The sequence below is a fragment of the Salinispora sp. CH2A1_6 genome, assembly GCF_056820975.1.
This window is the reverse complement of the sequence record NZ_JBXEDG010000010.1, coordinates 128,470-154,770: the sequence shown is the minus strand read 5'-3', so window position 1 is coordinate 154,770 and position 26,301 is coordinate 128,470. Positions and strand designations below refer to the sequence as shown.

General features: G+C 68.7%; 19 protein-coding genes and 1 pseudogene. 10 read left to right on the top strand and 10 right to left on the bottom strand.

Translation table 11 applies throughout. The annotated features are described in order from the left end of the window. Positions 1–145: 145 nt before the first annotated feature. Positions 146–562, bottom strand: a complete 417-nt coding sequence (locus tag AC1UKG_RS14220) for a cold shock domain-containing protein (protein WP_018742706.1) — start codon at positions 560–562, stop codon at positions 146–148. Between the two features lie 173 nt (positions 563–735). Between AC1UKG_RS14220 and AC1UKG_RS14215 the strand changes: the two genes are divergently transcribed. After that, positions 736–1,416 carry a formylglycine-generating enzyme family protein gene (locus AC1UKG_RS14215; RefSeq protein ID WP_026271143.1) on the top strand — a complete coding sequence of 227 codons (681 nt, stop codon included), beginning with the start codon at positions 736–738 and terminating at the stop codon, positions 1,414–1,416. A 15-nt stretch (positions 1,417–1,431) separates the two neighbouring features. Here the strand turns inward: AC1UKG_RS14215 and AC1UKG_RS14210 are convergent, their stop codons facing one another. Beyond that, complete coding sequence (locus AC1UKG_RS14210; protein ID WP_018742708.1) at positions 1,432–2,028, bottom strand: TetR family transcriptional regulator C-terminal domain-containing protein; 597 nt, start codon at positions 2,026–2,028, stop codon at positions 1,432–1,434. A gap of 119 nt (positions 2,029–2,147) precedes the next feature. Between AC1UKG_RS14210 and AC1UKG_RS14205 the strand changes: the two genes are divergently transcribed. Next, on the top strand, positions 2,148–3,635 hold the full coding sequence (locus tag AC1UKG_RS14205) for an MFS transporter (protein WP_482642541.1): 1,488 nt from the start codon (positions 2,148–2,150) through the stop codon (positions 3,633–3,635). Here AC1UKG_RS14205 and abc-f read toward each other — a convergent pair. Continuing rightward, the gene (gene abc-f / locus AC1UKG_RS14200; protein ID WP_018813436.1) at positions 3,577–5,169 is read right to left on the bottom strand and encodes a ribosomal protection-like ABC-F family protein; all 1,593 of its coding nucleotides are present in this window, start codon (positions 5,167–5,169) and stop codon (positions 3,577–3,579) included. The genes AC1UKG_RS14205 and abc-f overlap by 59 nt on opposite strands. A gap of 195 nt (positions 5,170–5,364) precedes the next feature. Here abc-f and AC1UKG_RS14195 point away from each other — a divergent pair. From AC1UKG_RS14195 to AC1UKG_RS14175, 5 genes and pseudogenes are all read left to right on the top strand, one after another. After that, a pseudogene (locus AC1UKG_RS14195) lies at positions 5,365–5,948 on the top strand (TetR/AcrR family transcriptional regulator). A gap of 447 nt (positions 5,949–6,395) precedes the next feature. After that, positions 6,396–6,629 (top strand): hypothetical protein, encoded by a 234-nt coding sequence (locus AC1UKG_RS14190; RefSeq protein WP_482642498.1) that lies wholly within the window; start codon positions 6,396–6,398, stop codon positions 6,627–6,629. Between the two features lie 93 nt (positions 6,630–6,722). Continuing rightward, positions 6,723–7,565: a HalD/BesD family halogenase gene (locus tag AC1UKG_RS14185; RefSeq protein ID WP_018742712.1), complete on the top strand. Its 843-nt coding sequence runs from the start codon at positions 6,723–6,725 to the stop codon at positions 7,563–7,565. Between the two features lie 118 nt (positions 7,566–7,683). Beyond that, on the top strand, positions 7,684–9,489 hold the full coding sequence (locus tag AC1UKG_RS14180; protein ID WP_482642497.1) for a choline/carnitine O-acyltransferase: 1,806 nt from the start codon (positions 7,684–7,686) through the stop codon (positions 9,487–9,489). Between the two features lie 380 nt (positions 9,490–9,869). After that, entirely contained in the window at positions 9,870–10,250 is a 381-nt protein-coding gene (locus AC1UKG_RS14175) for a nuclear transport factor 2 family protein (protein WP_018742715.1), read from the top strand. A gap of 164 nt (positions 10,251–10,414) precedes the next feature. Here the strand turns inward: AC1UKG_RS14175 and ileS are convergent, their stop codons facing one another. Further along, positions 10,415–13,537, bottom strand: coding sequence for an isoleucine--tRNA ligase (gene ileS / locus AC1UKG_RS14170; RefSeq protein WP_018813432.1), 3,123 nt, complete (start codon positions 13,535–13,537; stop codon positions 10,415–10,417). Between the two features lie 484 nt (positions 13,538–14,021). On the opposite strand from ileS, the gene AC1UKG_RS14165 reads away from it, so the two are divergent. The 3 genes from AC1UKG_RS14165 to AC1UKG_RS14155 all read left to right on the top strand — a co-directional run bounded on the left by AC1UKG_RS14165 (position 14,022) and on the right by AC1UKG_RS14155 (position 18,095). After that, positions 14,022–14,945: an NADP-dependent oxidoreductase gene (locus tag AC1UKG_RS14165; protein ID WP_482642496.1), complete on the top strand. Its 924-nt coding sequence runs from the start codon at positions 14,022–14,024 to the stop codon at positions 14,943–14,945. 193 nt (positions 14,946–15,138) lie between these two features. Then, positions 15,139–17,043, top strand: a complete 1,905-nt coding sequence (locus tag AC1UKG_RS14160; RefSeq protein WP_018813430.1) for a BTAD domain-containing putative transcriptional regulator — start codon at positions 15,139–15,141, stop codon at positions 17,041–17,043. Positions 17,044–17,225: 182 nt separating this feature from the next. Continuing rightward, positions 17,226–18,095, top strand: a complete 870-nt coding sequence (locus AC1UKG_RS14155; RefSeq protein WP_018813429.1) for a helix-turn-helix domain-containing protein — start codon at positions 17,226–17,228, stop codon at positions 18,093–18,095. A 313-nt stretch (positions 18,096–18,408) separates the two neighbouring features. Here AC1UKG_RS14155 and AC1UKG_RS14150 read toward each other — a convergent pair whose 3' ends face one another. The 6 genes from AC1UKG_RS14150 to AC1UKG_RS14125 form a co-directional block, all read right to left on the bottom strand. Next, entirely contained in the window at positions 18,409–19,860 is a 1,452-nt protein-coding gene (locus AC1UKG_RS14150) for an FAD-dependent monooxygenase (protein WP_018813428.1), read from the bottom strand. Between the two features lie 319 nt (positions 19,861–20,179). Further along, complete coding sequence (gene katG, locus AC1UKG_RS14145; RefSeq protein ID WP_018813427.1) at positions 20,180–22,456, bottom strand: catalase/peroxidase HPI; 2,277 nt, start codon at positions 22,454–22,456, stop codon at positions 20,180–20,182. Next, entirely contained in the window at positions 22,453–22,908 is a 456-nt protein-coding gene (locus tag AC1UKG_RS14140; RefSeq protein ID WP_018742722.1) for a Fur family transcriptional regulator, read from the bottom strand. Before AC1UKG_RS14140 ends, katG begins: the two co-directional genes overlap by 4 nt. A 167-nt stretch (positions 22,909–23,075) precedes the next feature. Next, the gene (locus tag AC1UKG_RS14135; RefSeq protein ID WP_482642495.1) at positions 23,076–24,554 is read right to left on the bottom strand and encodes a glycerophosphodiester phosphodiesterase family protein; all 1,479 of its coding nucleotides are present in this window, start codon (positions 24,552–24,554) and stop codon (positions 23,076–23,078) included. A gap of 172 nt (positions 24,555–24,726) precedes the next feature. Next, on the bottom strand, positions 24,727–25,782 hold the full coding sequence (locus AC1UKG_RS14130) for a questin oxidase family protein (protein ID WP_018742724.1): 1,056 nt from the start codon (positions 25,780–25,782) through the stop codon (positions 24,727–24,729). Positions 25,783–25,891: 109 nt separating this feature from the next. Next, a complete protein-coding gene (locus AC1UKG_RS14125; protein WP_018742725.1) occupies positions 25,892–26,293 on the bottom strand; it encodes a VOC family protein in 402 nt (133 codons plus the stop codon). Between the last annotated feature and the right edge of the window lie 8 nt (positions 26,294–26,301).

Genomic DNA, 26,301 nt, shown 5'->3' with positions numbered 1-26,301 from the left:
CTCCGGATTGTCGCAGCCGATTGCTGACGAGACGACCACCTCACCGCGCACGGCGAGCCGTTGCCCGCCCCGGGAAGCGCGGCGCCCTTCCGGGGCCCGCCCTCAAGATCGGAGGGCGCGGACCCCGGGCCGCCGCGCGGAGCGGTCAGTCCTCGACCCAGCCGTACTGGCGCGCCATGGCGACCAGCGCCCGCCGGGCCTCGACGATCTGGGCACCGGTCATGGTGGGCACGTTCGCCAGCAGCAGCTCGGTCACCGCGTTGTCAAACTGCTCGACCGCCAACACATCACACTCACCGTCCTCGTCGGACAGGGGCTGCGGGCGGCTCGGCACATTACGGTTTGCTGCCGCCGGCGCCGTCTCCAACGCCACGCTGGCGACCTTCAGGCCCCGCTCGGACTGCACAACCTCATAGCTCACCCGCATGCCGGCGGCGACCTGGTGTCGCTGATCACCGAAGTCATTCGCGTGCACAAAGACGTCGTCGCCGCCCCCGAACGGTGCGATAAACCCGTAGCCGCGAACGTCATCAAACCGAACGATCGTTCCCTTTTCCACCACAATCCCCCAACAAAGACCAACCACCAACACCCGAAGCGCGCACCTACGAATGGTTCCCACGCGCTGCCCAGCCTAGCGACCCTGCCACCGGGACGGGACCGGACGTCAGCGGGGTGGGCTCCCGCAGCGCCGGAAACGGCAGCGGAAGCCCGGACCGGTACGATCGGCGCCTTGTGGACGGGAACCAGCAGGAACTGATGATCCCTGTGCCGGCGGGGCAGGTAACGCTCTCCGACCGCCGAACACAGCGCCGATGGTCGGTCGAGTTGACGCCGTACGAGCTCGCCCGTTTCCCGGTCACGCAGGCCCAGTATGCCGCGATCACCGGCACACACCCGAGCACGGCTCGCGGAGGTCAACTGCCGGTCGAGGGGGTGTCCTGGTGGGATGCGGTCCGGTACTGCAATGCCTGGTCTCGACGGGACGGATTGCTGCCGGCCTATCGAATCTCCGGCGATGAGGAGATCGAGTGGGACCCCTCCGCCGACGGGTACCGGTTGCCGACCGAAGCCGAGTGGGAGCACGCGTGCCGCGCCGGCACGACCGGCCCCCGCTACGGGCCACTGGACGAAATCGCCTGGTACCGCGGGAACTCGCGGGAACGAATCCACGAGGTGGGCGGCCGACAACCGAACACCTGGGGCCTACACGACATGCTGGGCAACGTCTGGGACTGGTGCTGGGATCACTACGACCCGAACGTCTACGGCAGCTACCGGGTCCTCCGCGGTGGCGGCTGGTTCGACGAGCACTGGAGTTGTCGGGCCTCCGTACGGCGCCGGAGTCATCCGACATTTCGCGTGGACGACGTGGGCTTCCGCGTCGCACGTTCCATTCACCCCGAGTCGGACTGACCTGACGCCCGCGCCTCACGCCACGGCATAGACCTCGGAGATCCCAGTGAGCACCTGATCCCGAGCGGCCTCGGCTGGACAGACGCCGATAAGCACGTAGTAGGCCAGCCCCTCAGCGAGCGCCACCAGGGCTACGGCCACCTCCGCGGGGTCGGCCCCGGCACAGAGGTGGCCAGCGGCCTGGTCGCCGCGAAGCAGATCGGCGAGCTGGCCGTGGAGTTTGGCGTAGTCAACGCGGAGGCGGGCGGCGATAGCCTCGTCGGCCAACGCCACCGCGGTGAATGACTGGCGTACCCGCAGGTGGGCACGGGTGACGGCGTCGTACGGGATCAGCTCGGTGAGCACCACGGTAAGTAGGCGCCGTCGGCTGACGTCCTGGTCATCGCGTCTGGTCTTGGCGGCTATCCGATCGCTGGACAGGGCGTTGCCCCGGTCGAAGGCAGCCTCGATCAGTTCTCGCTTGGTGGGGAAGTAGTGCTGGACCCGGCCGGGCGACACGCCGGCCTGAGTGGCCACCGCGACCAGGGACACGGCCGCCAGGCCGCGTTCGGCGACAACAGCCAGTACCGCATCGGCGATCTCGTTGCGCCGATGCTCGTGCTCGAAGCCCACCCCTCGAGTTCGACCGGTCGCCAACCTTTCCCCTTCCCCATCCAGGTTGCCCAGACACTACGTCATGACTACGGTCTGCAGTATAGCAATGTGTTTACACTGATTTACTCGGAGGCATGGTGCGGTGGCGGGACGAGGACGAGCCGGGCACGCAGCCTGTCCGGCGCCACACCCCGGAGACGACCTCCGGCCGGGCTGCACTCCTGCTGGCCTGCACCGCACAGTTCCTGGTGGTGCTCGACGTATCCGTGGTCAACGTCGCACTTCCGTCCATCCAACGGGCCCTCTCCCTCTCCCCGTCCGGCCTGCTATGGGTAGCCAACGGCTACGCGCTGGTGTTCGGAGGCTTCCTCCTCCTGGGTGGCCGACTAGCCGACGTGTATGGCCGCAAGCTGGTCCTGATCTCCGGGCTGGGGCTGTTCACCGCCGCGAGTCTCGTCGGCGGGCTCGCCACCACCGCCGGTGCGCTGGTCGGCGCCCGCGCGTTCCAGGGCCTGGGTGCCGCCACGCTGGCACCCGCCACCCTGACGATCGTCACCACGACATTTCCACCTGGGTCCGTGCGCAACCGGGCATTGGCTGTCTGGACCGCGGTCAGCCTGGCCGGCGGCGCGGCCGGCAACCTCCTCAGCGGCGCCCTCACCGAGTACCTGACCTGGCGGTCAACCTTGCTGATCAACGTACCAATCGGCGTGTTCTGCATCGCCCTGGCAGCTGTCACGCTGGCCGGAGGGCGGCCACGGGACCGGGTTGTCCACCTCGATGTCAAGGGTGCTGCCCTGATCACCACCGCCCTGCTCGCGGTGACGTATGCCGTCACGACCAGCTACCCACACAGCCAGCGAGGGCCGACCGCCACAGCGACGTTGGCCGTCGGCCTGATCTGCCTGGCCGCCTTCATCCTGGTCGAGGCACGCGGCGCCGAACCACGACTCCTACCGCTGCGGCTGCTGCGAACCAGGGCAATCTGGCTGGGCAACCTGCTGATGCTGCTGGTCGGGGCCGGCTTCCAGATTCCGCTGTGGTATTTCCTGACCCTGTACCTGCAGCAGGTACTCGAACTGACCCCGCTACAAACCGGAGCCGGGTTCTTACCACACACCCTGCTGATGATGCTGGTCGGAATGCGCGTGACCCCATGGTTGATGCGACACGTTGCCGCACGGAGCCTGGTCATCGTCGGCACCGCCATCGCCGCGGCCGGGTTCTGGTGGCAGAGTCAGATCACCGTCCACAGCACCTACCTGTCCGGCGTCCTCGGCCCGGCCGTCGTGATGTCGGTCGGCGGCGGACTGCTCATCGTGCCACTGACCGCCGTGGTGACCTCCGGTGTCTCCGGCTCCGATGCCGGGGCGGTCTCCGGGCTGACGAACACCGCCAAACAGTTTGGTGGCGCCCTTGGCTTGGCCGCGCTTGTCGCGTTGACCAGCCGACATTCGTCCACCAAGGCCGATCTCGTCAGTGGCTACGCGCAGGCGTTCGCGTTCACCGCCCTCATCCTGACCCTCGTCGCCGTCGTGGCATTCGCACTACCAGCCGGGGACGGCGTCAGGCCACCTCCCGGGTCTCGCCGGACCAGCGCCGGCACAACCGGCGGTCGTGACTGACCACCACCACGGCGCCCTGGTATTCCTCGAGAGCGGCCTCCAACTCCTCGACCAGGCCCAGCGAGAGATGGTTGGTGGGCTCGTCCAGCAGCAGTAGGTCGACGGGCTCGCTGAACAGCCGGGCCAACGCCAGCCGCTGGCGTTGCCCGGTGGAGAGCCGGCCGATCGGCACGGTGAGGCTCTCCGGGGTGAACAACCCGAGCGAAAGCAGACTGGAGCTGTGTTCCTCAGCCGGACCGGGCCGTCCGTGCGCGAAGGCGGCCAGCAGGGTCCGCTCCGGCTCGGCGGTGGAAACCTCCTGTGGGAGGTACCCGATCCGGCCAGAACGGGTCACCTGACCACCGTCTGGGGCAAGGTCGCCGGCGAGGATCCGCAGCAGCGTGCTCTTCCCGGCGCCGTTCGGCCCACGGATCAGCAGGCGTTGTCCCGTCGCGACGGTCAACGTGGTGGGCTTGAGCCGACCGGCGAACCTCACCTCCTGGGCGGCGAGTAGCACCCCGACGGCGACTGCCGTGTGCGTGGGCGGCGCGAACCGAAGCGGGTCGGGCGGCGGCGGCACCGGATCCGCCTGGAGACGGCGCAGTCGTTGCTCCGCGTTGCGGACGCGACTGGCGACCGACTGCTGCACCCGGCCCGCGTTGCGATCATAAGCGATCTTGTTGCGATCCTTCATCGCCCGGCCGGGCGCCACCTCTCGGGCCGTGGTCGCCGCGACCTCCCACAGCCGGTCCAACTCCGCCTGCCACTGTTCGTACGTCTGCTGCCAGCGTTGCCGGGCCGCCGCCCGCTCGACCAGGTAGCCGGCGTACCCCGTGCCGTAGCGGACCAGGGTGCGCCGATCCGCATCCACCTCGATCAAGCCGGTGGCGACCTGCTCCAGGAAGACCCGGTCATGGGAGACCACGACCGTGGTGCCGCGCCGGGAGCGGAGGTACCCTTCCAGCCAGCTCAACGCGGTGTCGTCAAGGTGGTTGGTCGGCTCGTCGAGCAGCAGCACCTCGCTGTTGGCGGCCAGCACCGAGGCCAGGTGCACGCGGGCCTGCTCCCCGCCGGAGAGGCCGCCAAGCCGACGATTCCGCTCCACGGCGGTCAGCCCCAGCCCGTGCAACGCCTGCTCGACCCGGGCGTCGGCCTCGTAGCCTCCCCGCAGCTCGAAGGCGGTGGCCAGGTTCCCGTACTCGGTCAGCTCGGTCGGGTTGCCGGCGGCGAGCCGTGGCTCCAGCTCCCGTAACCGCGCCTCCACTGCACGGAGGTCGGCCAGAGCGGCATCGATCGCCTGCTGAACGGTCAGCTGCCCCGGCAGGCTCAGATCCTGGGCGAGGTACCCGACACCGCCGTCCGCGGTGACGGTCACCTGCCCATCGTCCGGCTTCTCTCGGCCGGCGAGCAGGCGCAGCAGCGTCGACTTGCCGGAGCCGTTCTCACCGATGATCCCCGTACGCCGGTTCGGGGCGACGGCGAAGGTGACACAGTCGAACAGAGGTCGATCACCGTACGCCTTGGTCACGTTCTGGACGCTGATCTGGGTGGGCATATGGAAAAACTCCGAAACGTCGTAGTCGGGAACCCCGCTGGGGCGGGAGGTCGGACACGGGAACGCTTAGCGGAGCATCATGCCTCCTTAAAGCTATGGATGTAGCGATAAGATGCTGACATGATCGAGCCCCCTGCGCCAACCGATAAATTCCCCCGCCGCCCCAACGGACGCAGTGCGCGCGTCCGCCGCCAGGTGCTCGACGCTGTCCGCACGCAGCTGGTTGAGGGCGGCTTCGACCTACTGACCATGGACGCCGTGGCCGCCCGGTCGGGCATACACCGGACCACGGTCTACCGACGCTGGCGGGACGTCGGCGGCCTACTGGCCGATGTCCTAGCCGAGGCCACCGGCGACGACTGGAGCCCGCCAGAGACCGGCTCACTGGAGACAGACCTCGCCGCAGTCAACCGTGAGATCCACGCGGCACTGACCGCCGACCCGCCGATCAGCGCCGCGCTGATCGCCGCTTCGTTTCGCTCCCCCCAGGCAGCGGAGGCGCTGCGGACCTTCTGGACCGATCGCTACGCGCGCTGTGCTGCCATCGTGCAGCGCGCCATTGAACGCGGCGAGGTCCCGCCCGACACCGACCCGGAGGCCGTGCTCATCGCCACGACCGCACCCCTTTACCACACCCTCGTCCTGCTCCGGTCCCCCGCCGACAGCGACCTCGCCGTGCGCGCGGCCCACCAGGTGGGCGTCGCCGCGCGGGCGGGCGCCTTCGCCTGCCCAGCGGCGAATGCGTGACCACCGGTGGACCAGGTTCCGGGATGCAGTGACGCCGCCGATACCCCGGGCGGCACTGACGCACGGGCGCACGGGCGGCACTGACGCACGGGCACCGGGCACCGGCACCGGCACACGGGGCATCGGGGCACCGGGCACATCGGGACATCGACACGTGGGCGCAGTCGGCGTCCGTCGGCGCAGTCGGCGTCCCTCGGCACATCGCGCATCGGCGCCACGGCGTAGCGGGCGTGAGCCCTCGCCAACCTGGTCCCTAGGTGCAGTTGGTGGCTGCGTTGACACAAGGACCTGTCCGCTCCGCCGACCCTGGCCTCGCTATGCTCACGCTCGCTGTCGAGCTGCCCCCGCAGCTGGGGCACGGACCGGTAGCGCTGACCATGCCCGGGCAGTGCTGAACGCCGCCAACTCCCCGCGCCAACTCCACCACCGGACGCCGGCAGACCTCGACGCGAAGGCGAACACGGGCGTTGGTCTCACCGGTGGGGCAGCTCGACAGCCAGCACCACACCCCACCCCCCCACCGCACCGCACCGCACCGCCGCACCGCACCGCACCGCACCGCACCGCACCGCACCGACGAAGCAACTCAACACCCGGCACCCCACCAACACCTGTGGGGCAGCGACTGGTACCACCCCACGAAGTCCGTGGTGGACGGCAGCAGCGAACCGGGGCAAGCGCCGCCAACCCGAGCTCTGGACGTGTGGCTGTGAAAAAGGTAACCAACGTGCGGCTGCACACCGGTAATTCCTGTTAGGATTCCGCAATTCTTCATGTCGCCGCCATTGAAGAAGGGAAGCCTCTGAATGCATGACGTGGACACCGTGCGTTATCCACTGGCCGCTCCAGGAAGCGACGCATGGGAACGCGTCGTCACAAAAACCCGCGCCGACCTGCGCGACCACGGTTGCAGTGTGCTGCCGGAGTTCATTCGGCCAACTAGCTGGGAGACGCTACGACGCGAAGGCGCCGCGGTTGCCCCGTCGGCATACTACGACGTTACGGAAACCAACGTCTACAACACAAAACTCGATGCTGATCTGCCGGCGGAGCACCCGGGTCGCATCATCATGCGACGTGGCAACGCGTTCGTCCCGCGCGATCTGATCCCCGTCGACAATGTCGTCCACCGGCTCTACCGCGACCCGTCGTTCGTACGCTTCGTCGCCGCCTGCTTCGAGCTCCCGGCGCTCCACGAGCTCGCCGACCCGCTCTCCGGCCTGGTACTCAACGTCGTGCAACCCGGCATGGAGCATCCGTGGCACTTTGACCTCAACGAGTTCACCGTCAGCCTGCTGACCCAGGAACCGGAGGACGGGGGCGTCTTCGAGTACTGCCCGAACATCCGTTCGGCGGGTGCGGAGAACTTCGACGCGGTCCGTTCGGTGCTGACCGGCACCGATCGTGCACCGGTACGAGCGCAGATCCTGCGCCCCGGTGACCTCCAACTGTTCAAGGGGCGGTACGCGCTACACCGGGTGAGCGCCGTGCACGGGGATATCGCGCGGCATACAGCGATCTTCGCCTACTCCCAGCGCCCCGGCGTGCTGGGCAGCGTCACCCGTACGCAGCAGCTCTTCGGCCGGGTTCTGCCCACGCACCGCGATGCCGAGCGTCATGCCATCCGAGTCGACCAGCTGCTGGATTAGCGCTCGCACATTACCCAGTGCGTTTTGACCAGCCCGGAAGACTTCCGACGGCATACCCTTTGACCTCAACCACTGGCCCAGAAGACGGCCCGACAAGCAGCACATTCCAGGAGGCCGAGTGAGTACGTTCGACAACGAGGACAAGCTGCCCTCGGTACCGTTACCCACGCTGGAGCAGACCTGCGCCCGGTTTCTCGAGTGGTCCGGGCCGCTGCTGACCGCGCAGGAGTTCGCCGACACCGAGGCCGCGGTGCGGGAGTTCGCGCAGGCCGACGGTCCGGGTCCGAAGCTCCACGCCGACCTGGTGCGGTATAACGAGGATGCCGCCACCCGCAGCTGGCTGGACGATTTCTGGCCAGCCCGCTACCTCGGCCGGCGCGATCGCATCGCGTTGAACGCCAACTTCTTCTTCCTGTTCCGCGACACGCCGCTGCGCGGGTTCACCGACCCGCAGGTGGAGCGCGCGGTACGACTCATCGCCGCCACCGTCAACTACAAGGTCCAGCTCGACGCGGAACGCATTCCCCCTGCCGTGACCCGCGGGCGGCCGCTGTCGATGGAGCAAAACAAGTTTCTCTTCTCCACCACCCGCATCCCGGGACCGGTGCAGGACAGCGTCCGAGCGCCGTACAGCGCCGAGATGCCGGGCCCCGCAAGCGCACGGCACATCGTGGTGTTCTGCCACGGCAACGCCTTCCGGATGGACGTACTCGGTCCGGACGGACACCCGTACTCCCTCGATGACCTGACTGCGGGCCTGCGGGAGCTGCAGAAGGCCGGCCTCGTGCCGGCGGCGATGACCACCGCGACCGGCCATCTCACCACCATGGCCCGAGCCGAGTGGGCGGCCGCCCGACAGCGACTGGTCGCGCTCGACCCCAGCAACGCCGCGGCGCTGGAGACCATCGAGACGGCGCTGTTCTGCGTCTGCCTGGAGGACCTGACCCCCGCCGACGACCTGGCGGCCTGCGACCAACTGCTACACGGCGACAGCGGCAACCGGTGGTTCGACAAGGCGGTGTCGCTCATCGTCTTCGCGGACGGCACCGCCGGTATCAACGTCGAGCACTGCGAGCTGGACGGCACCACCATCCTCAGCTTCGTCGACACGATCCTCGCCGGAACTCCGGAGGAACACGCCGCGCAGTCCGGTGCGGTGGGGCAGGGCGTGCCAGCGATTGAGCCGGTCACCTTCGTGCTCGACGACGGGCTGCAGGCCGAGATCGCCACCGCGGCACAGTCCTTCGCCCAATTCGGCGCGGACACCGCCACCGTGACCCTGCCCTTCGACGAGTTTGGGGTGGATGAGGTCAAGCGGCTACGGATGTCACCAGACGCCTTCGTGCAGCTGGGATACCAGCTCGCGCACAAGCGCGCCAAGGGGTTCACCGGCGCCACGTACGAGTCCATCGCCACCCGCCAGTACTCGCGGGGGCGGACTGAGGCGATGCGCGTCGTCACGCCGGAGGTGCTGCGGTTCGTCGCGGTCATGGACGATCCCGCCGCAGCTGGCGACGAGCGACGGGCGGCGTTTCGTGCCGCGGCCGACAAACATGTCGAACGGGCGAAGCAGTGCCAGGCCGGCGCGGCACCGGAGCAGCACCTCTGGGAGCTGCAGCTCATCCAGCAGCGGCGGGGGGCCGCACTCGGCGTTCCGGATTCGCCTCGGCTCTACGAGACGCCGGGGTGGCGCACGATGCGCGACGACTACCTGAGCACCAGCTCGGCGCCGTCAACCAATATCCGCTACTTCGGGTTTGGGGCCACCAGCAGCCGTTGCATCGGAATCGCCTACGTGCTGCTACCCGACCGGTTCCACCTGTACCTCAGCACTCCCCGCCCGGTCGCGGAGATGATGCACACGTTCGCCGACCGCCTCCATGAGGCGTTGCGTGAGCTGCGCACCCTCCTCGACGAGCAGTAGCCGACCGGGTACGTCCACACCTGAACCAGGTGCGGACCTGCCGGCGGGAAACCGCCGGCAGGTCCGCACCGAGAGTGTGTCCTACTCGAAAACCCCCAGTTCGGCGATCGACCACCGGTCGGGGGCGGCGCCAGTCTGGGCGACCCGTACGTACTGGACCGAATCAGACCCGTTCATCTGCGCGAAAACGGTCAAGCCCTACGCGACAGGGAGGGTTTAGACCGAGGACTACGCGGATCGTCACGGCGACGGACAGCACACCGAGGTCACATGGGGCACAACATTACCTGGCACAGAATGGACACTCCGCCGCCACAGCTGCGAATCTCCAGGGGTCATGGGAAACACCGCGTGATTTCGGGACAAGAGGAGCCACAGTCATGAACGACCTCACCACCACCATCGCACGATATCTCGACATGTGGAACGAGACGGACACTACGCGCCGGGCCGAAAAGGTGCGCATTATCTGCGCCGATAATGCGACCTATACGGACCCAAAGACAGATGTCAGTGGACACGAGGCGATCAACGCGTTTATCGGTGCCGTCCGGGAGCAGACCCCCGGCATGGCCTTCACCCTCGCCGGGCCGGTCGACACCCACCACGACATCGCCCGCTTCACCTGGCACCTCGTCCCCGCCGGGTCGGCCGGGGCAGCCGAGCCGGTGGCCGTGGGCTTTGACGTGGTCAAGGCCGACGACGACGGACGGCTCTCCGCGGTGTACGGCTTCCTCGACAAGGAGCCCACCGCCGGCTGACCGTCCTGGCGAAAGGCGAGGCCTCGCGCAGCAACCGCACGGCCAGCGGTCGAAAGAAGCAGCCAACCGGGGCGTCGCCACGCGGCATCGCCCGGATGACCTCGGGCCAGGAAGGCGGACCCCCTCCTCATCCCAGGCGCCTTTCCTGGCCCGGTGCCAACATCTCAGGCCCGACGGAGCCAAAAGGTCAGGCCGAGTGACTCGTCGGTGCACGGCTCCGCGTCCGGCCAGGTAGGCGTGCCCTCGGCACAGTCGGTCGCAAGGACCTCGTCGGCGACGAAGGCCCGGTGCTCCGCAAGCGCCCGGGCGGTGTCCTCCCGGTGGGGCTGATACCGCAATCTGATCCGGTCGGTGACCTCGAGGCCACTGTTCTTACGGGCCTCCTGAACCAGTCTGATCGCGTCCCGGGCCAGCCCGGCACGACGCAACTCGGGGGTGAGATCCAGGTCCAGGGCGACCGTCGCTCCTGCCTCACTGGCCACCGCCCAACCCGTCCGGGGAGTCTCGGTGAACACGACATCGTCCGGCTGGAGCAGCACCGGCTCACCGGCCACGGAGATCGTGGCCGTTCCGCTCTCGCGGAGGGCGGCGCGAAGTGCCGCCGGGTCGGTTGCGGCAATGGCCGCGGCCACCTGCTGGACCGCCTTGCCAAGCCGCCGTCCCAGAGAACGGAAGTTCGCCTTCGCCGTGGTGTCCACCAGCGAGTCCCCGGCGGCACCGAGCACGGCAACCGAGCCCACGTTCAGCTCCGCTGCGACTTCGGCGAGGAGCTCCGGCGGGAGCGTCGCGAAGCCGGGACCGGAGGCGAGAGCGCGGGACAGCGGTTGGCGGGTCTTCATCCCCGACTCAGCCCGCGCGGTGCGCCCCAGCTCCACCAGGCGCCGGACAAGGGCCATCTGTTCGGACAGCCCCGGGTCCACCAACGCCGGGTCTGCCACTGGGTAGGCGGCCAGGTGCACCGAGGGTGCGGCCTCCGGGGTGACCGGTGCCACCAGATCCTGCCAGACCCGCTCGGCGATGAACGGGGTGATCGGCGCAAGCAGGAGCGTGAGCGTGGAAAGCGCCTCGTGCAGGGTCGCCAGGGCCGCCCCCTCGCCCTGCCAGAACCGCCGCCGGCTGCGCCGTACGTACCAGTTGGACAACTCGTCGATGAACGCCGACAGCAGTCGACCCGCCTGGTGCGTGTCGAAGTCGGCCAGAGCGGCGTCAACCCGCCCCACCAGAAGGTGCAGCTCGGAGAGGAGCCACCGGTCCAGCACGGGCCGGTCGGCGGGCGACGGGTCGGCGGGCGACGGCGACCAACCCGCGGTACGGCCGTACCGGGCCTGGAAGGCGACGGTGTTCCAGTAGGTCAGCAGGACCTTGCGGACCACCTCCTGGAGCGCGGTGTGCCCGATCCGACGAGCTGACCAGGGAGAACCGACCGCGGCCATGAACCATCGCACGGCGTCGGCACCGTGCCGGTCCAGCAGCGGGATCGGCTCCAGGGTGTTGCCGAGGTGCTTGGACATCTTTCGCCCGTCCTCGGCCAGGATGTGCCCAAGGCAGACCACCGTCTCGTACGGCGACTGGTCGAACACCAGCGTGCCCACCGTCATCAGGGTGTAGAACCAACCGCGGGTCTGGTCGATGGCCTCCGAGATGAACTGCGCCGGGTACTGTGCGGCGAACTCGTCCGCGCCGCGATTCGGGTACCCGAACTGTGCGAACGGCATAGCTCCCGAGTCGTACCAGGCGTCAATAACCTCTTCGACTCGCCGAGCCGTCGCGCCGCACCCGCAGGTGAGGGTCACCTCGTCCACGAAAGGTCGGTGCGGGTCAAGCTCGCTGTGGTCGGTCCCGGTCAACTCGCTCAGCTCGGCCAACGAGCCCACGCAGGTCAGATGTCCCTCGGGGCACCGCCAGATCGGCAACGGAGTACCCCAGTAGCGCCGCCGGGACAGCGCCCAGTCGACGTTGTTGGCCAGCCAGTCGCCGTACCGGCCGTGCTTCACGGTCGCCGGATGCCAGGTGGTCCGTTCGTTCTCCCGCAACAAGGCGTCCCGAACGGCCGTGGTGCGGATGTACCAGGACGGCTGGGCGTAGTAGATCAACGCCGTGTGGCAACGCCAGCAGTGTGGGTAGCTGTGCTCGTACGGGAACTCGCGGAACAGCAGACCTCGGGCCGCGAGATCCTCGATCAGCGGCCGGTCCGCCGCCTTGAAGAAGACCCCGCCGACGAGCGGCAGGTCCAGTTCGAAGCGACCGTCGGACCGGACCGGGTTGACCATCGGCAGGCCGTACGCGCGGCTGGTGGCCAGGTCGTCGGCGCCGAAAGCCGGCGCCTGGTGCACCAGTCCGGTGCCACTGTCCGTGGTCACGAACGACGCCAGCACCACGATGTGCGCGCCCTCGACGTCCACCAGCGCGAACGGCGGCCGATAGGTCCATCGTTCCATTTCCTTGCCGCGGAACGACTCCCCGGTGAGGTCCCACCCGTCGCCGAGTGCGGACGCGAGGAGCGGCTCGGCGACGACGAGCTGCTCCTCGCCGTCGGTCACCACCACGTACCGGACGTCAGGGTGCACCGCAACCGCGACGTTCGCCGGCAGCGTCCACGGAGTCGTGGTCCAGACCAGCAGCGCCGCGCGGCCGGCCAGCGGGCCGGTGGTCAACGGGAAGCGGACGAGTACCGACGGGTCGACCACCGTTTCGTACCCCTGGCCCACCTCGTGGTCGGACAGCCCGGTCTCGTCCCGTGGGCACCACGGCGCGACCCGGAAGTCCTCCGCCAACAGGCCCCGGTCGAAGATCTGTTTGAGTGACCACCAGACCGACTCGATGTACGCCGGATCCATCGTCCGGTAGGCGTCGGCCAGGTCGACCCAGTAGCCCATCCGCTCGGTGAGTTCCGTGAAAGCGTCGGTGTGCCGGGTGACCGACTCCCGACAACGGGCGTTGAACTCGGCGATGCCGAAGGCCTCGATGTCCTGCTTGCCGGAGAAGCCCAGCTCTCGCTCGACGGCCAGCTCGACCGGGAGTCCGTGGCAGTCCCAGCCCGCCTTGCGGTTGACGTGGAAGCCTTTCATCGTCCGATAGCGGGGGAAGACGTCCTTGAAGACCCGCGCCTCGATGTGGTGGGCACCGGGCATACCGTTGGCGGTCGGCGGCCCCTCGTAGAACACCCACTCCGGGCGGCCCTGCGACTGCTTCAGGCTTCGGGCGAAGATGTCACTCTCCCGCCAGAAGCGCAGGACCTCGTGGTCCAGGGTGGGCAGGTCGATCTGGGTGGGAACGTTGTGGTACACGCACATCTCCTCCGACGGAACACGGATGGCAAGCTCCGGCGGAGGGACGAGACCCCGAGGTCCCGCGGTACCACCCTCCTTGGCCGCGTACGGCCCGCTCACTTCAGGGTGCGGTCGGTTCTACTCGGCCTCGCGGCCTTTCTTCCGACGACTCCGGGGTGATCTTCCCCGCCGTGCAGACCCCCGGGCTTCCACCATCCCCGGGTCGCTAACGGCTGCGTACGGAGGTACTCGTCCCCATCAACGCCTCGCCCGAAGAGCGTAGCTCAGTGGGTGGAAGACGGCTGCGGTTAATTTTACAGAATTCACGCATCCCGCCGTTGCCACCTGAATCGCCAGCGTCAGCCTTGACCTGCAGTGGACTTGAGGTTTGATACTTCCCTCCGCTGCCGGGGCCGCCGGGGCCACCCCGGGTCCGAGCACCCGGCGTCGCTCCGCGTCGAAGCCCCAGATTTTAGGACAGGGAAAGTGAGAGGTGACCCTCATGAAAGCTGCCGCCTTGACATCCTTCGGTGGGCCGGAGGTTCTGACGTTGACCGAGATCACCACTCCTGAGGCAGGCCCCGGCCAACTGCGTGTTCGCGTGCGGTCGGCCGGGGTCAACCACTTCGACACCGCCATCAGGAAGGGGTGGGCACCGCCGACGGTCGACAACTCCTTCCCGGTCGTACCCGGCAACGAGTACGCGGGCGTCGTGGACCAGGTTGGCGAGGGTGTCACCGGACACTCGGTGGGGGACGACGTCCTCGGCTACTGCACGCTGGGCGCCTACGCCGAGTACGTGGTGGTCTCCCCCGAGCAGGTGACGGTCAAGCCGACGAGCATGCCCTGGGACATCGCGGGCGGCTTCTCCGCCAACGGCCTCGGTGCGCACATGTGCCTGCGCGAGATGAAGGTCGGCCCCGGCGACACGGTCCTGATCCACGCCGCGGCGGGCGCCCTGGGCACCTTCGCGGTCCAGCTGGCCCAGGCCTGGGGAGCGAGCACCGTCATCGGTACGGCGAGCGAGGCCAACCACGACTACCTGCGGTCAATGGGTGCGCTTCCGGTGACCTACGGCGCTGGACTGGTCGAGCGAATACGCGCCCTGGCACCCGACGGGGCGGACGCCGCCCTGGACATCGCCGGCGACGACGCGCTGCGTGCCTCGATAGAACTGGTCCGGGACAAGAACCGGGTCCGCACCATGGTCTCCGGCGAACTCGCCGCCGAACTCGGCGTTCCGACCATCACCCCGAAACGGTCCAACGCCCAGCTCACCGAGCTGGCCGAGCTCCACGCGAAGGGCAAGCTCAAACTGCACATTCGACAGGCGCTTCCGCTCGCGCAGGCCACCGAGGCACACCGCTCGCTCGAGACCGGGCACGGGCGGGGAAAGATCGTCCCCCTCGTGGATTCCCCATCGTGAACAACAAACCTACCGCCCTACGAACGGCACAAATTCAAAATCGATCACGCCAGGGAAGCCAAAACCAAAAGATGGGCAGGCGCGGTCCGAGTGCCTACCGCCCCAGGCCATCGAATAGCCACTTCAGACACCCCGAAACCTAACGTAAAATAGCTACGAACCGAGCGCGGCGGCACGACAGCTTGGGGGAAGCATGAACCGGATCGAGATCGGACCCTATATTCAGATCCTCGGTCCCCTCCACGCGACGATCCGCGGTAGCGAGATCGACCTGGGCCCTCCGAAACAACGAGCAATTCTCGCCCTGCTGGCGCTCCGGGCCGGGCGACACGTACCACTCGATGAGGTGATCGCCGCGCTCTGGGCGGGACAGTCACCGGCCCGGGCCGCCAACCTCGTACACACCTACGTCGCCCGACTGCGCCAGGTGCTGGAGCCGGACACACCGCGCCACCGACGAACCAACGTCATCGCGTCGGTACCCGGCGGATATCGACTGGCGGTCGGTATCGGGCAACTCGACCTGCACGCGTTTCGTGCCGAAGTCCGGGAGGCCGCAGCACTCCGCGAGCGCGGCCAGCCGACCGACGCCTTCGCCCGCTTCGGCGAGAGCCTTGGCCGGTGGCGAGATCCCCAGGTCAGCGAGCTGGCCGCGCTCCTGATCGAGCAGGACGACATCCGTCCGCTGCGGCAGGAGTTCCTGGCCTCGGCGCTCAACTATGTCGGCCTCGGGCTGGAGCTGGACCGACCGGAGGCGGTCCTGCCCGTCGCCGAACAACTGGCCCTGACCGAGCCACTCAACGAGCGGGTGCAAGCCCGACTGTTGCAGGCCCTGGCCCGAATCGGCCAGCGGGCTCGGGCCATCGAGCGGTACGCCGAGGTCCGCGAGCGGCTTCGACTCGACCTCGGGGTGGACCCGGGGCCCGAACTGTCCGCAGCGTACCGCGAGGTGTTGGACGCCACGCTGACCTCGTCGTCCACTCACCGCCCGGGCCCGGCGCACGCCGCACCGTGGCGCGGAGCAGCACCCCTGATCGACGAGCTGACCGGACGATCGACCGATCTCGCGGCAGTCAATGACCTGCTCCACGGGTATCGACTGGTGAGCCTCACCGGCCCGGCCGGGGTGGGCAAGTCCGCGCTCGGCCTGGCCGTCGCCGAGCAGCAGCGGGAGCGGCACGCCGACGGGGTGGCGGTGGTCGACCTGACAGACGTACGCACCGGGCCCGCCCTCGAACGGGCGGTGATCGCCGTGATCACCTCCCCACCGCGGCGCACGACGGAACCACCCGTGCCCCTGGTACGTCAGCTGACCGACCGACGGCTACTGCTCGTGATCGACAACGCCGAGTTGGTTACCGATGCGACGGCCGACCTGGCGGACGAACTGCTCCGGGGTTGTCCCGGCCTCACCGTCCTGTTGACCTCGCGCGAGTTACTCGGGATGCGGTACGAGGCGGTGTATCCGGTCCGGCCACTGCACACCGATCCGGAACCAGGGTCGTCGGCACCTCCACCCGCGCAACAGTTGTTCGCCCGGCGGGCCACTCAGGTGCGGCCGAGCTTCCGATTGGACGAGTCCACCATGCCCGGGGTTACCACGGTGTGCCGGGCCCTGGACGGCCTCCCCCTCGCCATCGAGCTGGCCGCAGCGTGTCTGCGGACGCAGCGGCTGGACGCCCTGGTCGAGGTCGTCGCCGATCCGCTGCACTGGCTCCGGCCGCCGCGGCGAGGGGTGCCGAGTCACCATCGGTCGCTCCACGCCGCTGTGCACCGCAGCATCGAGTTACTCGACGCGGCGGAGCTGCGCTGTTTCACCGGGCTCGGGGCGATGCCCGCCGACTTCGACCTGGCGGCCGCTGCGGGTGCCGGCGTGGGTGCGGGTGCGGCGCTGATCGATGACCCCCGCGCCGTGCGGGCGCTACTGGACGGACTGGTCGACAAGTCGGTGTTGGAGGTGCGGCACGGCCCCGCCGGCCGGACGTACCACATGCTCGGCACGGTTCATGCCCTAGCCCGGCAGCTGTTCCAGGAGGGTGGTTGCGCGGGGACGCCGCCCTCGGCCCGGTGCACCTGCGGCTGCCACCTCAGCGGCTGAACCGGGGATGGTCGTCAATCTTTCCGAGTTATGTTCCGCTCCCCTACCGGCCACAGGTCGCAAGCAGAATGACGCAAGCTGCGTCCGCACCAGGGGATGCGTGGTGGCGGCTTCAAGAAGCTCTCAAGAAGGCCTCAGCAGAATTCTCCATGGGTGCCCGAACAACCGTACAGGGGGCGCACATGAATTCGACCTCCGGCGTCTCGCCCTACCTCGCGGACCAGGCCCGAAAGGCGGCCGCCGCACAGGCGATCGACTACATGCGCCAGCACCTGTCCGAGCCGCTGCAGCTGGCCGACCTGGCTCGGGTAGCGCCGTTCAGCCCCTTCTACTTCCATCGGCTGTTCCGAGATGTGACCACCATGACACCGGCTCGTTTCCTCGCCGCACTCCGTATGGCGGAGGCACGGCGGCTACTGCTGCACACGGATCGGACCGTCACCGCGATCAGTCGGTGCGTCGGCTACACCAGCGCCGCCACCTTCACCACCCAGTTCTCCCGGTTGGTCGGCACCACGCCGGGGTACTTCCGGCAGGTGGCACGCCTGCTCGATGGTCGCTGCTGCCACGTCCTGGCGGAACGACTCCACCGCACAGCCGCAGTAGTCAGCCGTCCCCGACTGACCCTGCTCGTGCCGGACAGCGAACCCGGTGACCTGGTGCTGGTGGGCCTACGCGGGAAGGGGCGGAGCAGCGATGTACCGACCGCGTGGACGGTGGCCGCCGGCAGTTCGGCCGTTCCGGTCGTTGCCCGACCCAGCTCCTACCACGCCCAGATCGTGCTGGCACGGGCGCACAGTACGCTGATCAGCGCCCTCGTGGACGAGGAGCCGGCGAGTTACCTGGTGGGTACTGCCGAGGTGGAGCTGACCCAGCGCGGCGCGACGGTCGGGCGAATCCTGATCGGACCACCGCGGCCAACCGACCCGCCGGTGTTGGCGATCGGTCCGATCGGCCGGATCATCGAGACCTTCGCCTGTCTCTCCGAAACACCACAGCCGCCGGACCCGGCGCCGCTGGCCACCGCGCCCATCACGGTGGCCAGCGCCTGAATTTCGCCTGGTGCGAGACCGATTTCCTGGAGCGATTCCGGGTACCCGTCGCCGCCACTGTGCAGCTACGTCACCCGGAAAGCGCCCCAGGCCGGCGAGCAGCTCGACCCGCTCGGACCCAGACAGAGCCTGATAGAGAGGCGAAGGGGCCGCAGAGGCGTCAGCTGGCTCGTACACCGGTGCCATCGCAGACATGCCGGACCGCCGGTGACCTGGCCCGCCTCCAGCAGACGACCGGCAAGATCCGACGGTGACCCACGGCTCCCGGGCGATCCGCTGGACGCGAGACCGGAGTGGGACTACCTGGAGCAGGTCACGGCGCTGGCCATGCGGCGCCCCAGGCGGACAGGGCCCGGTCCAGGTCGGGCCCGGTGGAACCGGCCCAGGCGACATACCCGTCGGGCCGCACCAACATCGGCGTGGTCGGCTCCGCCGGCCGGAACGTCACCAGGTGGTCGTAGCCGGAGCCGCTCGGAGCCGGATCCACCAGGACGAAACCGCCACCCCGCAGCGCCGGGTACAGCCGACTCCCGTCCTGGGCGACGAGGTCGGGGGCGCGCTGGCCGACCAGCGGATGCGCGCCGCGGGCCGCCGGATAGCGGACGCCGATCCCGCTGAGCCGCATTCGCAGCTGGTCACCCAGCGGTCGCACGGCGATGCCGGCGCGGAAGAGTCCGTTGCGGGCCGCCCGCGCGAGCGACGAACGGAGGATCACCGCCCGGATCAGCCCGCCACTGGTACGCAGCACCATTCGCCCGACCGGCCGGCGCTCCGCCTCGTACGTGTCGAGCAGACTGTCACCAGCCCGACCCTGCAGCACGGCAGCGAGCTTCCACCCCAGGTTGGCGGCGTCCTGCAGACCAGTGTTCATGCCCATGCCACCAGCCGGCGAGTGCACGTGGGCGGCGTCACCGGCGAGCAGCACCCGCCCCTGCCGGTAGGCGGTGGCCTGCCGCTCGTCGCTGTGGAAGCGGGACATCCAGCGGGGGCTGTGCATGCCGTAGTCAGTTCCGGCGATCCGGTGCACCAACGTGGCGATCTCCTCGAGGGTGACCGGTGTGCTGTCGGGCGGCTCCCAGTTCGGGTCCCGCGCCATGACCCGGTACCAACCGTCGCCGAACGGGACGATGAGGCAGAAGCCATGCTGGTTACCCAGGACCGTCAGCACCTCCGGCGGCGACTCGGTGAGCTGCACGTCCGCCAGGATCAACGAACGGAGTACGGAGTGGCCCGGGAAGTCCAGGCCGAGTTGGTCCCGCACCGTGGAGTGGCGTCCGTCGGTGCCGACGACGTACCGGCCCGTCAACGTGTGGACGTCCCCGTCGCGGTCAACGGTCAGCTGCACCTCATCCTGACCTGACTCGATCTTGATCACCCGGGCACCACGGATCAGCTCGGCTCCACCGGCGAGGGCGCGCTCCAGCAACAGTCGCTCCACCTGGTACTGGGGGGTGACGAGCAGAAACGGGAAGCGGGTCGGCAGCGATGCGAGGGACACCGACACCGTGCCGAACAACCGGAGCCGGCCCAGCGCCTTGCCGGTGTCGACCAGTTGGTCGGCGAGCCCACGGGCGTCGAACTGTTCGAGCGTCCGGGCGTGCACCCCGAACGCTCGGGTCAGGTTCGACTCGTCGCGGCGCTTCTCCAGAACAGCGACCCGAACCCCGGCCTCCGCTAGATCACCGGCCAGCAGCAGCCCAGTTGGTCCAGCTCCGACAATCAGGACATCGTACGTGGTTTCGTCCATCGGATCAGCCACCTCCACACTCCGTTGCGCGGATCGCCCTGAGTCAGGAACAAGCGGGAACTCGTTCCACTCTCACCGGTGAGCCTACGCAGACGACCATCGCCACCACCAGAGAGTGACGACTGTGGCTTCGATGACAATAAAACTATGGCGGCCAGGTCAGGTCCGCTGCTACCAGCGCGGCATGCGACCGGCCGCGGATCGTGCCGGCCGGGCGGGACGGCTGACACCTGCCTCAGCCGCGGTCGCCCGGCCGGACACCGCTGCCGACGCTGGGCCGGGCAGCGACGAGCCCGGTCGACCTCGTCGGGTCGACCGGGCTCGTCGTGGGGTGTGATCAGGCGAGGTCGAACCGGTCGAGCTCCATGACCTTGGTCCAGGCCGCGACGAAGTCCTGCACGAACTTCTCCCGCGCGTCCTCGCTGGCGTACACCTCGGCGAGGGCCCGCAGCTGCGAGTTGGAGCCGAAGATGAGGTCGACCGCGCTGGCGGTCCACTTCACCTTGTCGGTGGCCAGATCCCGAATCTCGTACCCGTGCTCAACGGACTCCGAGGCCTTCCACCGCGCACCCGAGGCGAGCAGGTTGGTGAAGAAGTCGTTGGTGAGCACGCCGGGACGGTCGGTGAGAACGCCCTGCCGGCCGCCGCCGACGTTGGCCTCGAGCGCCCGCAGGCCGCCGATGAGGACGGTCATCTCGGGTGCGGTCAGGTTGAGCAGGTAGGCGCGGTCAATGAGCAGCACCTCCGGCTGGGTCTTCTCACCGGGACGCAGGTAGTTACGGAACGCGTCGGCCCGCGGCTCGAGCACCTGGAAGGACTCGACATCGGTCTGCTCCTGGGTGGCGTCGGTACGACCCGGCCGGAACGGCACGGTCACCTCGACCCCGGCGTCCCGCGCCGCCTTCTCGACCGCGGCCGAGCCGGCCAAAACGATCAGGTCCGCGAGCGAGATCTTGGCGCCGCCAGCGGCGTTGAACTCCCGCTGGATCTCCTCCAGCGCCGCCAGGACGGTGGCGAGCTGCTCGGGCTGGTTGACCTCCCAGCTGCGCTGCGGTTCGAGGCGGATCCGGGCACCGTTGGCGCCACCGCGCTTGTCGGTGTGGCGGAAGCTGGCCGCGGAGGACCATGCGGTGGAGACCAGCTGGGCGGTCGTCAGGCCGGATTCCAGCACCTTCGCCTTGAGGGCGGCGATGTCGGCCGCGCCGACGAGCTCGTGGTCAACGGCGGGTACCGGGTCCTGCCACAGCTGCGGCTGCGCCACCCACGGCCCGAGGAACCGGCTGACCGGACCCATGTCGCGGTGCAGCAACTTGTACCAGGCCTTGGCGAAGGCCAGCGCGAACTCGTCCGGGTTCTCCAGGAAGCGACGCGAGATCCGCTCGTACGCCGGGTCGACGCGCAGCGACAGGTCGGTCGTGAGCATCGTCGGCTTGTGCTTCTTGGTCGAGTCGTAGGCGTCGGGGATGATCGCCTCGGCGTCCTTGGCGACCCACTGCTTCGCACCACCGGGGCTGGTGGTGAGTTCCCACTCGTAGCCGAACAGGATCTCGAAGAAGCGGTTGCTCCACTGCGTCGGCCGGTCGGTCCAGGTCACCTCGAGGCCGCTGGAGATCGTGTCGGCGCCCGCGCCGCTGGCGTGGCTGCTCAGCCAGCCCAGGCCCTGTGCCTCCAGGGGGGCACCCTCGGGCTCGGGACCCACGTGGTCGTCGGCGACCCCGGCACCGTGCGTCTTGCCGAAGGTGTGGCCGCCGGCGATGAGGGCCACGGTCTCCTCGTCGTTCATCGCCATCCGGCGGAAGGTCTCCCGGATGAAGTACGCCGCCGCGGCCGGATCCGCGTTGCCGCGGGGCCCCTCCGGGTTGACGTAGATCAGACCCATCTCGGTCGACCCGACACCGGCCACGAACTCCTTCTCGGAGACGTAGCGCTCGTCGCCGACCCAGGTGTCCTCCGAGCCCCAGAAGATCTCCTCCGGCTCCCAGACATCCTCCCGGCCGAAACCGAACCCGAACGTCTTGAAGCCCATCGACTCCAGGGCGACGTTGCCGGCGAGCACGAGCAGGTCGGCCCAGGAGATCTTCTGACCGTACTTCTGCTTGACCGGCCACAGCAGCCGCCGGGCCTTGTCCAGGTTGACGTTGTCCGGCCAGCTGTTCAGCGGCGCGAACCGCTGGCCGCCGTCACCGGCGCCACCACGGCCGTCGTGGATGCGGTAGGTGCCGGCGGCGTGCCAGCTGAGCCGGATCATCAGACCGCCGTAGTGGCCGAAGTCGGCCGGCCACCAGTCCTGCGAGGTGGTGAGCACCTCGGTGACGTCCCGCTTCAGAGCCTCGATGTCGAGCTTGGCGAACTCCTTGGCGTAGGAGAAGTCCTCGCCCAGCGGGTTGACCTTCGCCGAGTTGGTGGAGAGCACCGACAGGTCAAGCTGGTTGGGCCACCAGTCCCGGTTGGTACGCGGACGGCCGCCAGCAACCGCGCGGGGAGAGTCGATCGCCGGGCTCTCGCTCTCGCTGCCGTGCGCGGTGACGGAGTCGTGCGCGACCGGACAGCCGGCCGCCGCCTTCTGATCCACGCCCTGCGCGCTGACGGGGGCGTTGTCCTGAGTGTCGCTCATCTACTTCCCTTCACGTGGTGGAGCGCGGAAGGCGCGTCCGATTTCTTGCAGTTGGGGCAGGTGCCCCGGTAGACAACCTCCGCCTCATCCACCACGAACCCGTGGTCGTCAGAGGCGGTGAGGCAGGGAGCGTGACCAACCGCGCAGTCGACATCGGCGATCGCTCCGCAGGACCGGCACACGACGTGGTGATGGTTGTCCCCCACCCGGGACTCATACCGAGCGGGGGCGCCGGTCGGTTGAATGCGTCGCACCAGACCGGCGGTGGTGAGCGCGCGGAGCACGTCATACACCGTCTGATGCGACACGGTTGGGTTATCCACCCGAACCAGGGCAATAACCTCATCGGTGTCGACATGCGGATGATCCCGCAGCGCGGCGAGCACCGCCATCCGAGGTCGGGTCACGCGCAACGAGACCGCCCGCAGCTGCGTCTCGAAGTCGGGCGTCACGCGACGACGATAACCACTCTTCTGGAATGAATCAAGTTTTACGACGAACGAGTCGGACCCACCAGCGCAGATGAATCTCCTCGTCCAAGACGGCCAGCGGCCACCCTGGCGGAAGGGTGGCCGCTCGGAGCCGCGCGACGGCTCCACGACATCAGCGGTTCGACTGGTCAGTGCGGGACGCGGTCGAACTGGAAGTAGTCGATGTTGAAGTTCTGGTCCACCGCGTCGTCCATCCGCACCTCGAACTCGTGCGTACCCTTCCGCAGGAAGTGGGTCTCCGCGATCTCCTGGGACTCGAGCGCGCGGTGTGATGTCGTACCGGCCGCCCTCATCGGACCGAACACCGTCCTGTCGTCGAAGGTGATCGTGAGTCGGCCCGCCGGAAAGTACGGCGACGACAAACGCACGCTCGCCCGGTAGTTCCCCGACTTCGGGACGTCGACCGTGTACCTGACCCACTCGCCGCCGCGGATGTAACACATCACCAGCGCGCCATTGCTGTCGCAGATGTCCACGCCCTCGTACTGGCGGCCCGCCGTGCCACCCCGGTTCTCGTCATCCAGGTCGTGGTAGCCGATCCCCTTACCCTCCCGCGAGTAGTCCTCGGCCTGCACCCGCACCGACCCCTTCGGCAACGACGGCCACTGCCCCTGACCACCGTGCTCCCGGTCCCGACCGGCCAACCAGCTGACCAACTGCTCCGGGTTGTCAGTCTGGATCATGTCCGCCTGGTGCCGATCCACCACCGCACCCCAACCCTGCGCCGGATCCCGCAACGACGACTCATCGGTGTAGCCGGCGGCCTGGCCGTACCACAAGGTGTTCATCCACACCCGGGCGTGCGACTGGACCGCCGCCAACGCCGCCGGCTGCACCTGCGGATCAGTGAGCCGGTCGAAGCCGATCTCGTACGCCTGCGGAGCACGACCGGTGAACGCGCCGATCTCATCCACGTTGTCGTCGTTGATTTTGTGCAGGTAGAGAATCTCGGGGTCGGAGTTGAGAAACTCCTGCGCGTCCGCCAGCGTCGCCGGCCCCTTGAAGATGCCGTGATCAAGCGTGTCCGTCTCGACCAGGACCTCATACACCTCGTCCCGGATGTCCCACGCCTTGTCCAGGTTGACCATGGCGCGGCCCTTCACCTGCGCCATCGCCTCCGCCAGGGTCGGCACCCGCTCCTCAGTCAACGGCGCCTGATCGCCCCCCAGGCCCACCTTCAACCGCAGCTGCCTCACCTCGGCCAGCGTCAACTCCGACACCGCACCCGTACCGTCCGTCGTCCGATCCACCGTGCTGTCATGCATCAACACCAGATGACCATCAGCCGTACGCCGAACATCAATCTCCACCACGTGCGCGCCCACCCTCACCGCAGACCGGATCGCCCTCAGCGAATTCTCCGGTGCGGCACGCCAGTGCCCACGATGCGCCACCACCAACACCTCCGCACCCGGACCGTGCCGCAGGAACTGCTTCCGCACCTGCCCGCTGGTGTGCGCCGACGCCGACTCGACAGTCTGGGCGAGTGCCCCCGAAATCGGCGTGGCCCCGGCCGTGGCCCTGGCTCCCGCCACCGTCGGAGCGACACCGACCACCACACCCGCCGTCACCACGGCCAGCACCCCACTCCACCACTTCCTACGCACGAGCAACTCCCGGGTAGACACCAGAATGATCAACGGCTTGCGCCGCTCTCCGACGCAGCCACCACCTCAACCTGCCCCACCGACTCGTACGCCGCGCCAAGGCTTCGTAACACCTCGACGTCGCAACGGTGAAACTCTGCGCCGAACAACCCTGGAGCCGGGGCGCTCCGGTTCACCACGGCCCGATCTGTGCTGTCGCGCGTACCGCGGCGGCGAGCAGGGCGGTGTCACCGGTGCCGGCGTACGCGTCGAGCGCGGTATCGGCAAACTTGATGGCGTGCGGATCGGCGGACTCCACCGCGAGCCGCATGACCTCGGCTGCCTCCTGTTCGGCCCTGAGCAGCGGCCGGGGTTCTCCGATCGCCGGGGCGTACGCAGCGGTGATGGCCGCGGTGGCGGCCCAGCCGGCGGCGAGGCTGGCCGGCCAGATCTCCCGGGGCAGGGCGGGCAGGGTACGCAGGACCGCGTTCGGGGCGGTCGCGGCGTGCACCAGCATGACCGGCTTGGCGTAGCCGTGGGTGCCGTGTCGGGCAACCGCCGCGTGCACGATGCCGGCCAGCCGAGCTGGCACGGCCTCCGGCCCGTCGGCGACCTTCCCGCTACCTGCTCCTCGGCCGGGCACCGCACCGGCCACCGCCGACCAACCGGGCAGGTCAGCCAGTTGAGCGAGCCGGGCCCGGATACCGAACCGCTGGTCGGGTACGCGGGGCACCGCGTCGAGCGCTGCGCGGGGATCGATGGCGGGATACGGCCCGGCGCCGGGTGGCGCGAGGGGCTGCCAGCGGGCCGCCCAGTAGGCCAGCCCCTGCCCGAGTTCACCGACCCGCGGGACGGTCTCCTCATCCAGCAGGGCGCGAACAGCGTGGCCGACGCGGATCACTCCGTGGGTGGCGCCGGCCGCGATGCCGGGCAGCAGGCGGGGCCACCAGCGCGCGAGCACCTGCCGCCACGGCTCGTCGGCCAACTCTCGATCGAAGTAGTTGAGCCAATCGCCGGTGCGTACGGGGTCGCCGAGCGGATCCCGCCACTCGTCGGCGGTGATCGGCTCGATTCCCCGTGGTCGCTCCTCCAGCCGGTCCGCGTACCCGTCCAGCCATCGGTGGACGACCGCGGCGTGGCCGTGCCGGGCGAGCGCCTCAACGGCCATGGGCGCGTGGTTGGAGAGCCACCCATCCCGTTCCGGTCCGAAGCACCGGATCCGTGGAAGGGCCTCGTCGAGTTGATCCATTCGGGAACGGTAGGAGTTGAAGCGAGCTTGAGGTCAATTGCCGGCGTGCACGGGGCGCACCGGGCTTGCCGAGCGCGACGGGCGAACTGCTCTCGCTGGGCGCGCTGGGTCAGCCCGCGTTCGACCAGGATCGGCTGGACAGGACCACCCGGTAGCCATCCGGGTCCTCGACAGTGACGCCCCAACGATCCCAGTAGGGCCCCTGGGAGACCACCCGGCCGCCAGCCTGCTTCAGGCCATCGACAATCGCCTCATCGATCGGCTGGTCCAGGTAGAGCACCAGTAGGTCCTCGGCGGTGGGCGCCGGCCGCACCGTAAGGTCGGCGCCGCCGACCAGCTCCAGGTGCCAGTTCGCCTCCCGTCGCCCGAGGATCAGCAGGTCGTGCTCACCGGGCCCGTTCGCCGCGATCCGCTGCAGCAGGGCCAGGCCGAGACCCTGGACATAGAACCGTTCCGCAGCCGTCAAATCCGTGCACGGGCGCGCGATCCGTACCGCCACCTCGTTGACCATCAGCCCTC

Excerpts from the sequence above, each read along its gene's own strand:
- abc-f (WP_018813436.1), bottom strand. The coding sequence starts at position 5,169 with ATGCCCACCCAGATCAGCGTCCAGAACGTGACCAAGGCGTACGGTGAT.
- AC1UKG_RS14160 (WP_018813430.1), top strand. The coding sequence starts at position 15,139 with ATGAACCGGATCGAGATCGGACCCTATATTCAGATCCTCGGTCCCCTC.
- AC1UKG_RS14175 (WP_018742715.1), top strand. The coding sequence starts at position 9,870 with ATGAACGACCTCACCACCACCATCGCACGATATCTCGACATGTGGAAC.
- AC1UKG_RS14155 (WP_018813429.1), top strand. The coding sequence starts at position 17,226 with ATGAATTCGACCTCCGGCGTCTCGCCCTACCTCGCGGACCAGGCCCGA.
- AC1UKG_RS14130 (WP_018742724.1), bottom strand. The coding sequence starts at position 25,782 with ATGGATCAACTCGACGAGGCCCTTCCACGGATCCGGTGCTTCGGACCG.
- AC1UKG_RS14165 (WP_482642496.1), top strand. The coding sequence starts at position 14,022 with ATGAAAGCTGCCGCCTTGACATCCTTCGGTGGGCCGGAGGTTCTGACG.
- AC1UKG_RS14125 (WP_018742725.1), bottom strand. The coding sequence starts at position 26,293 with ATGGTCAACGAGGTGGCGGTACGGATCGCGCGCCCGTGCACGGATTTG.
- AC1UKG_RS14185 (WP_018742712.1), top strand. The coding sequence starts at position 6,723 with ATGCATGACGTGGACACCGTGCGTTATCCACTGGCCGCTCCAGGAAGC.
- katG (WP_018813427.1), bottom strand. The coding sequence starts at position 22,456 with ATGAGCGACACTCAGGACAACGCCCCCGTCAGCGCGCAGGGCGTGGAT.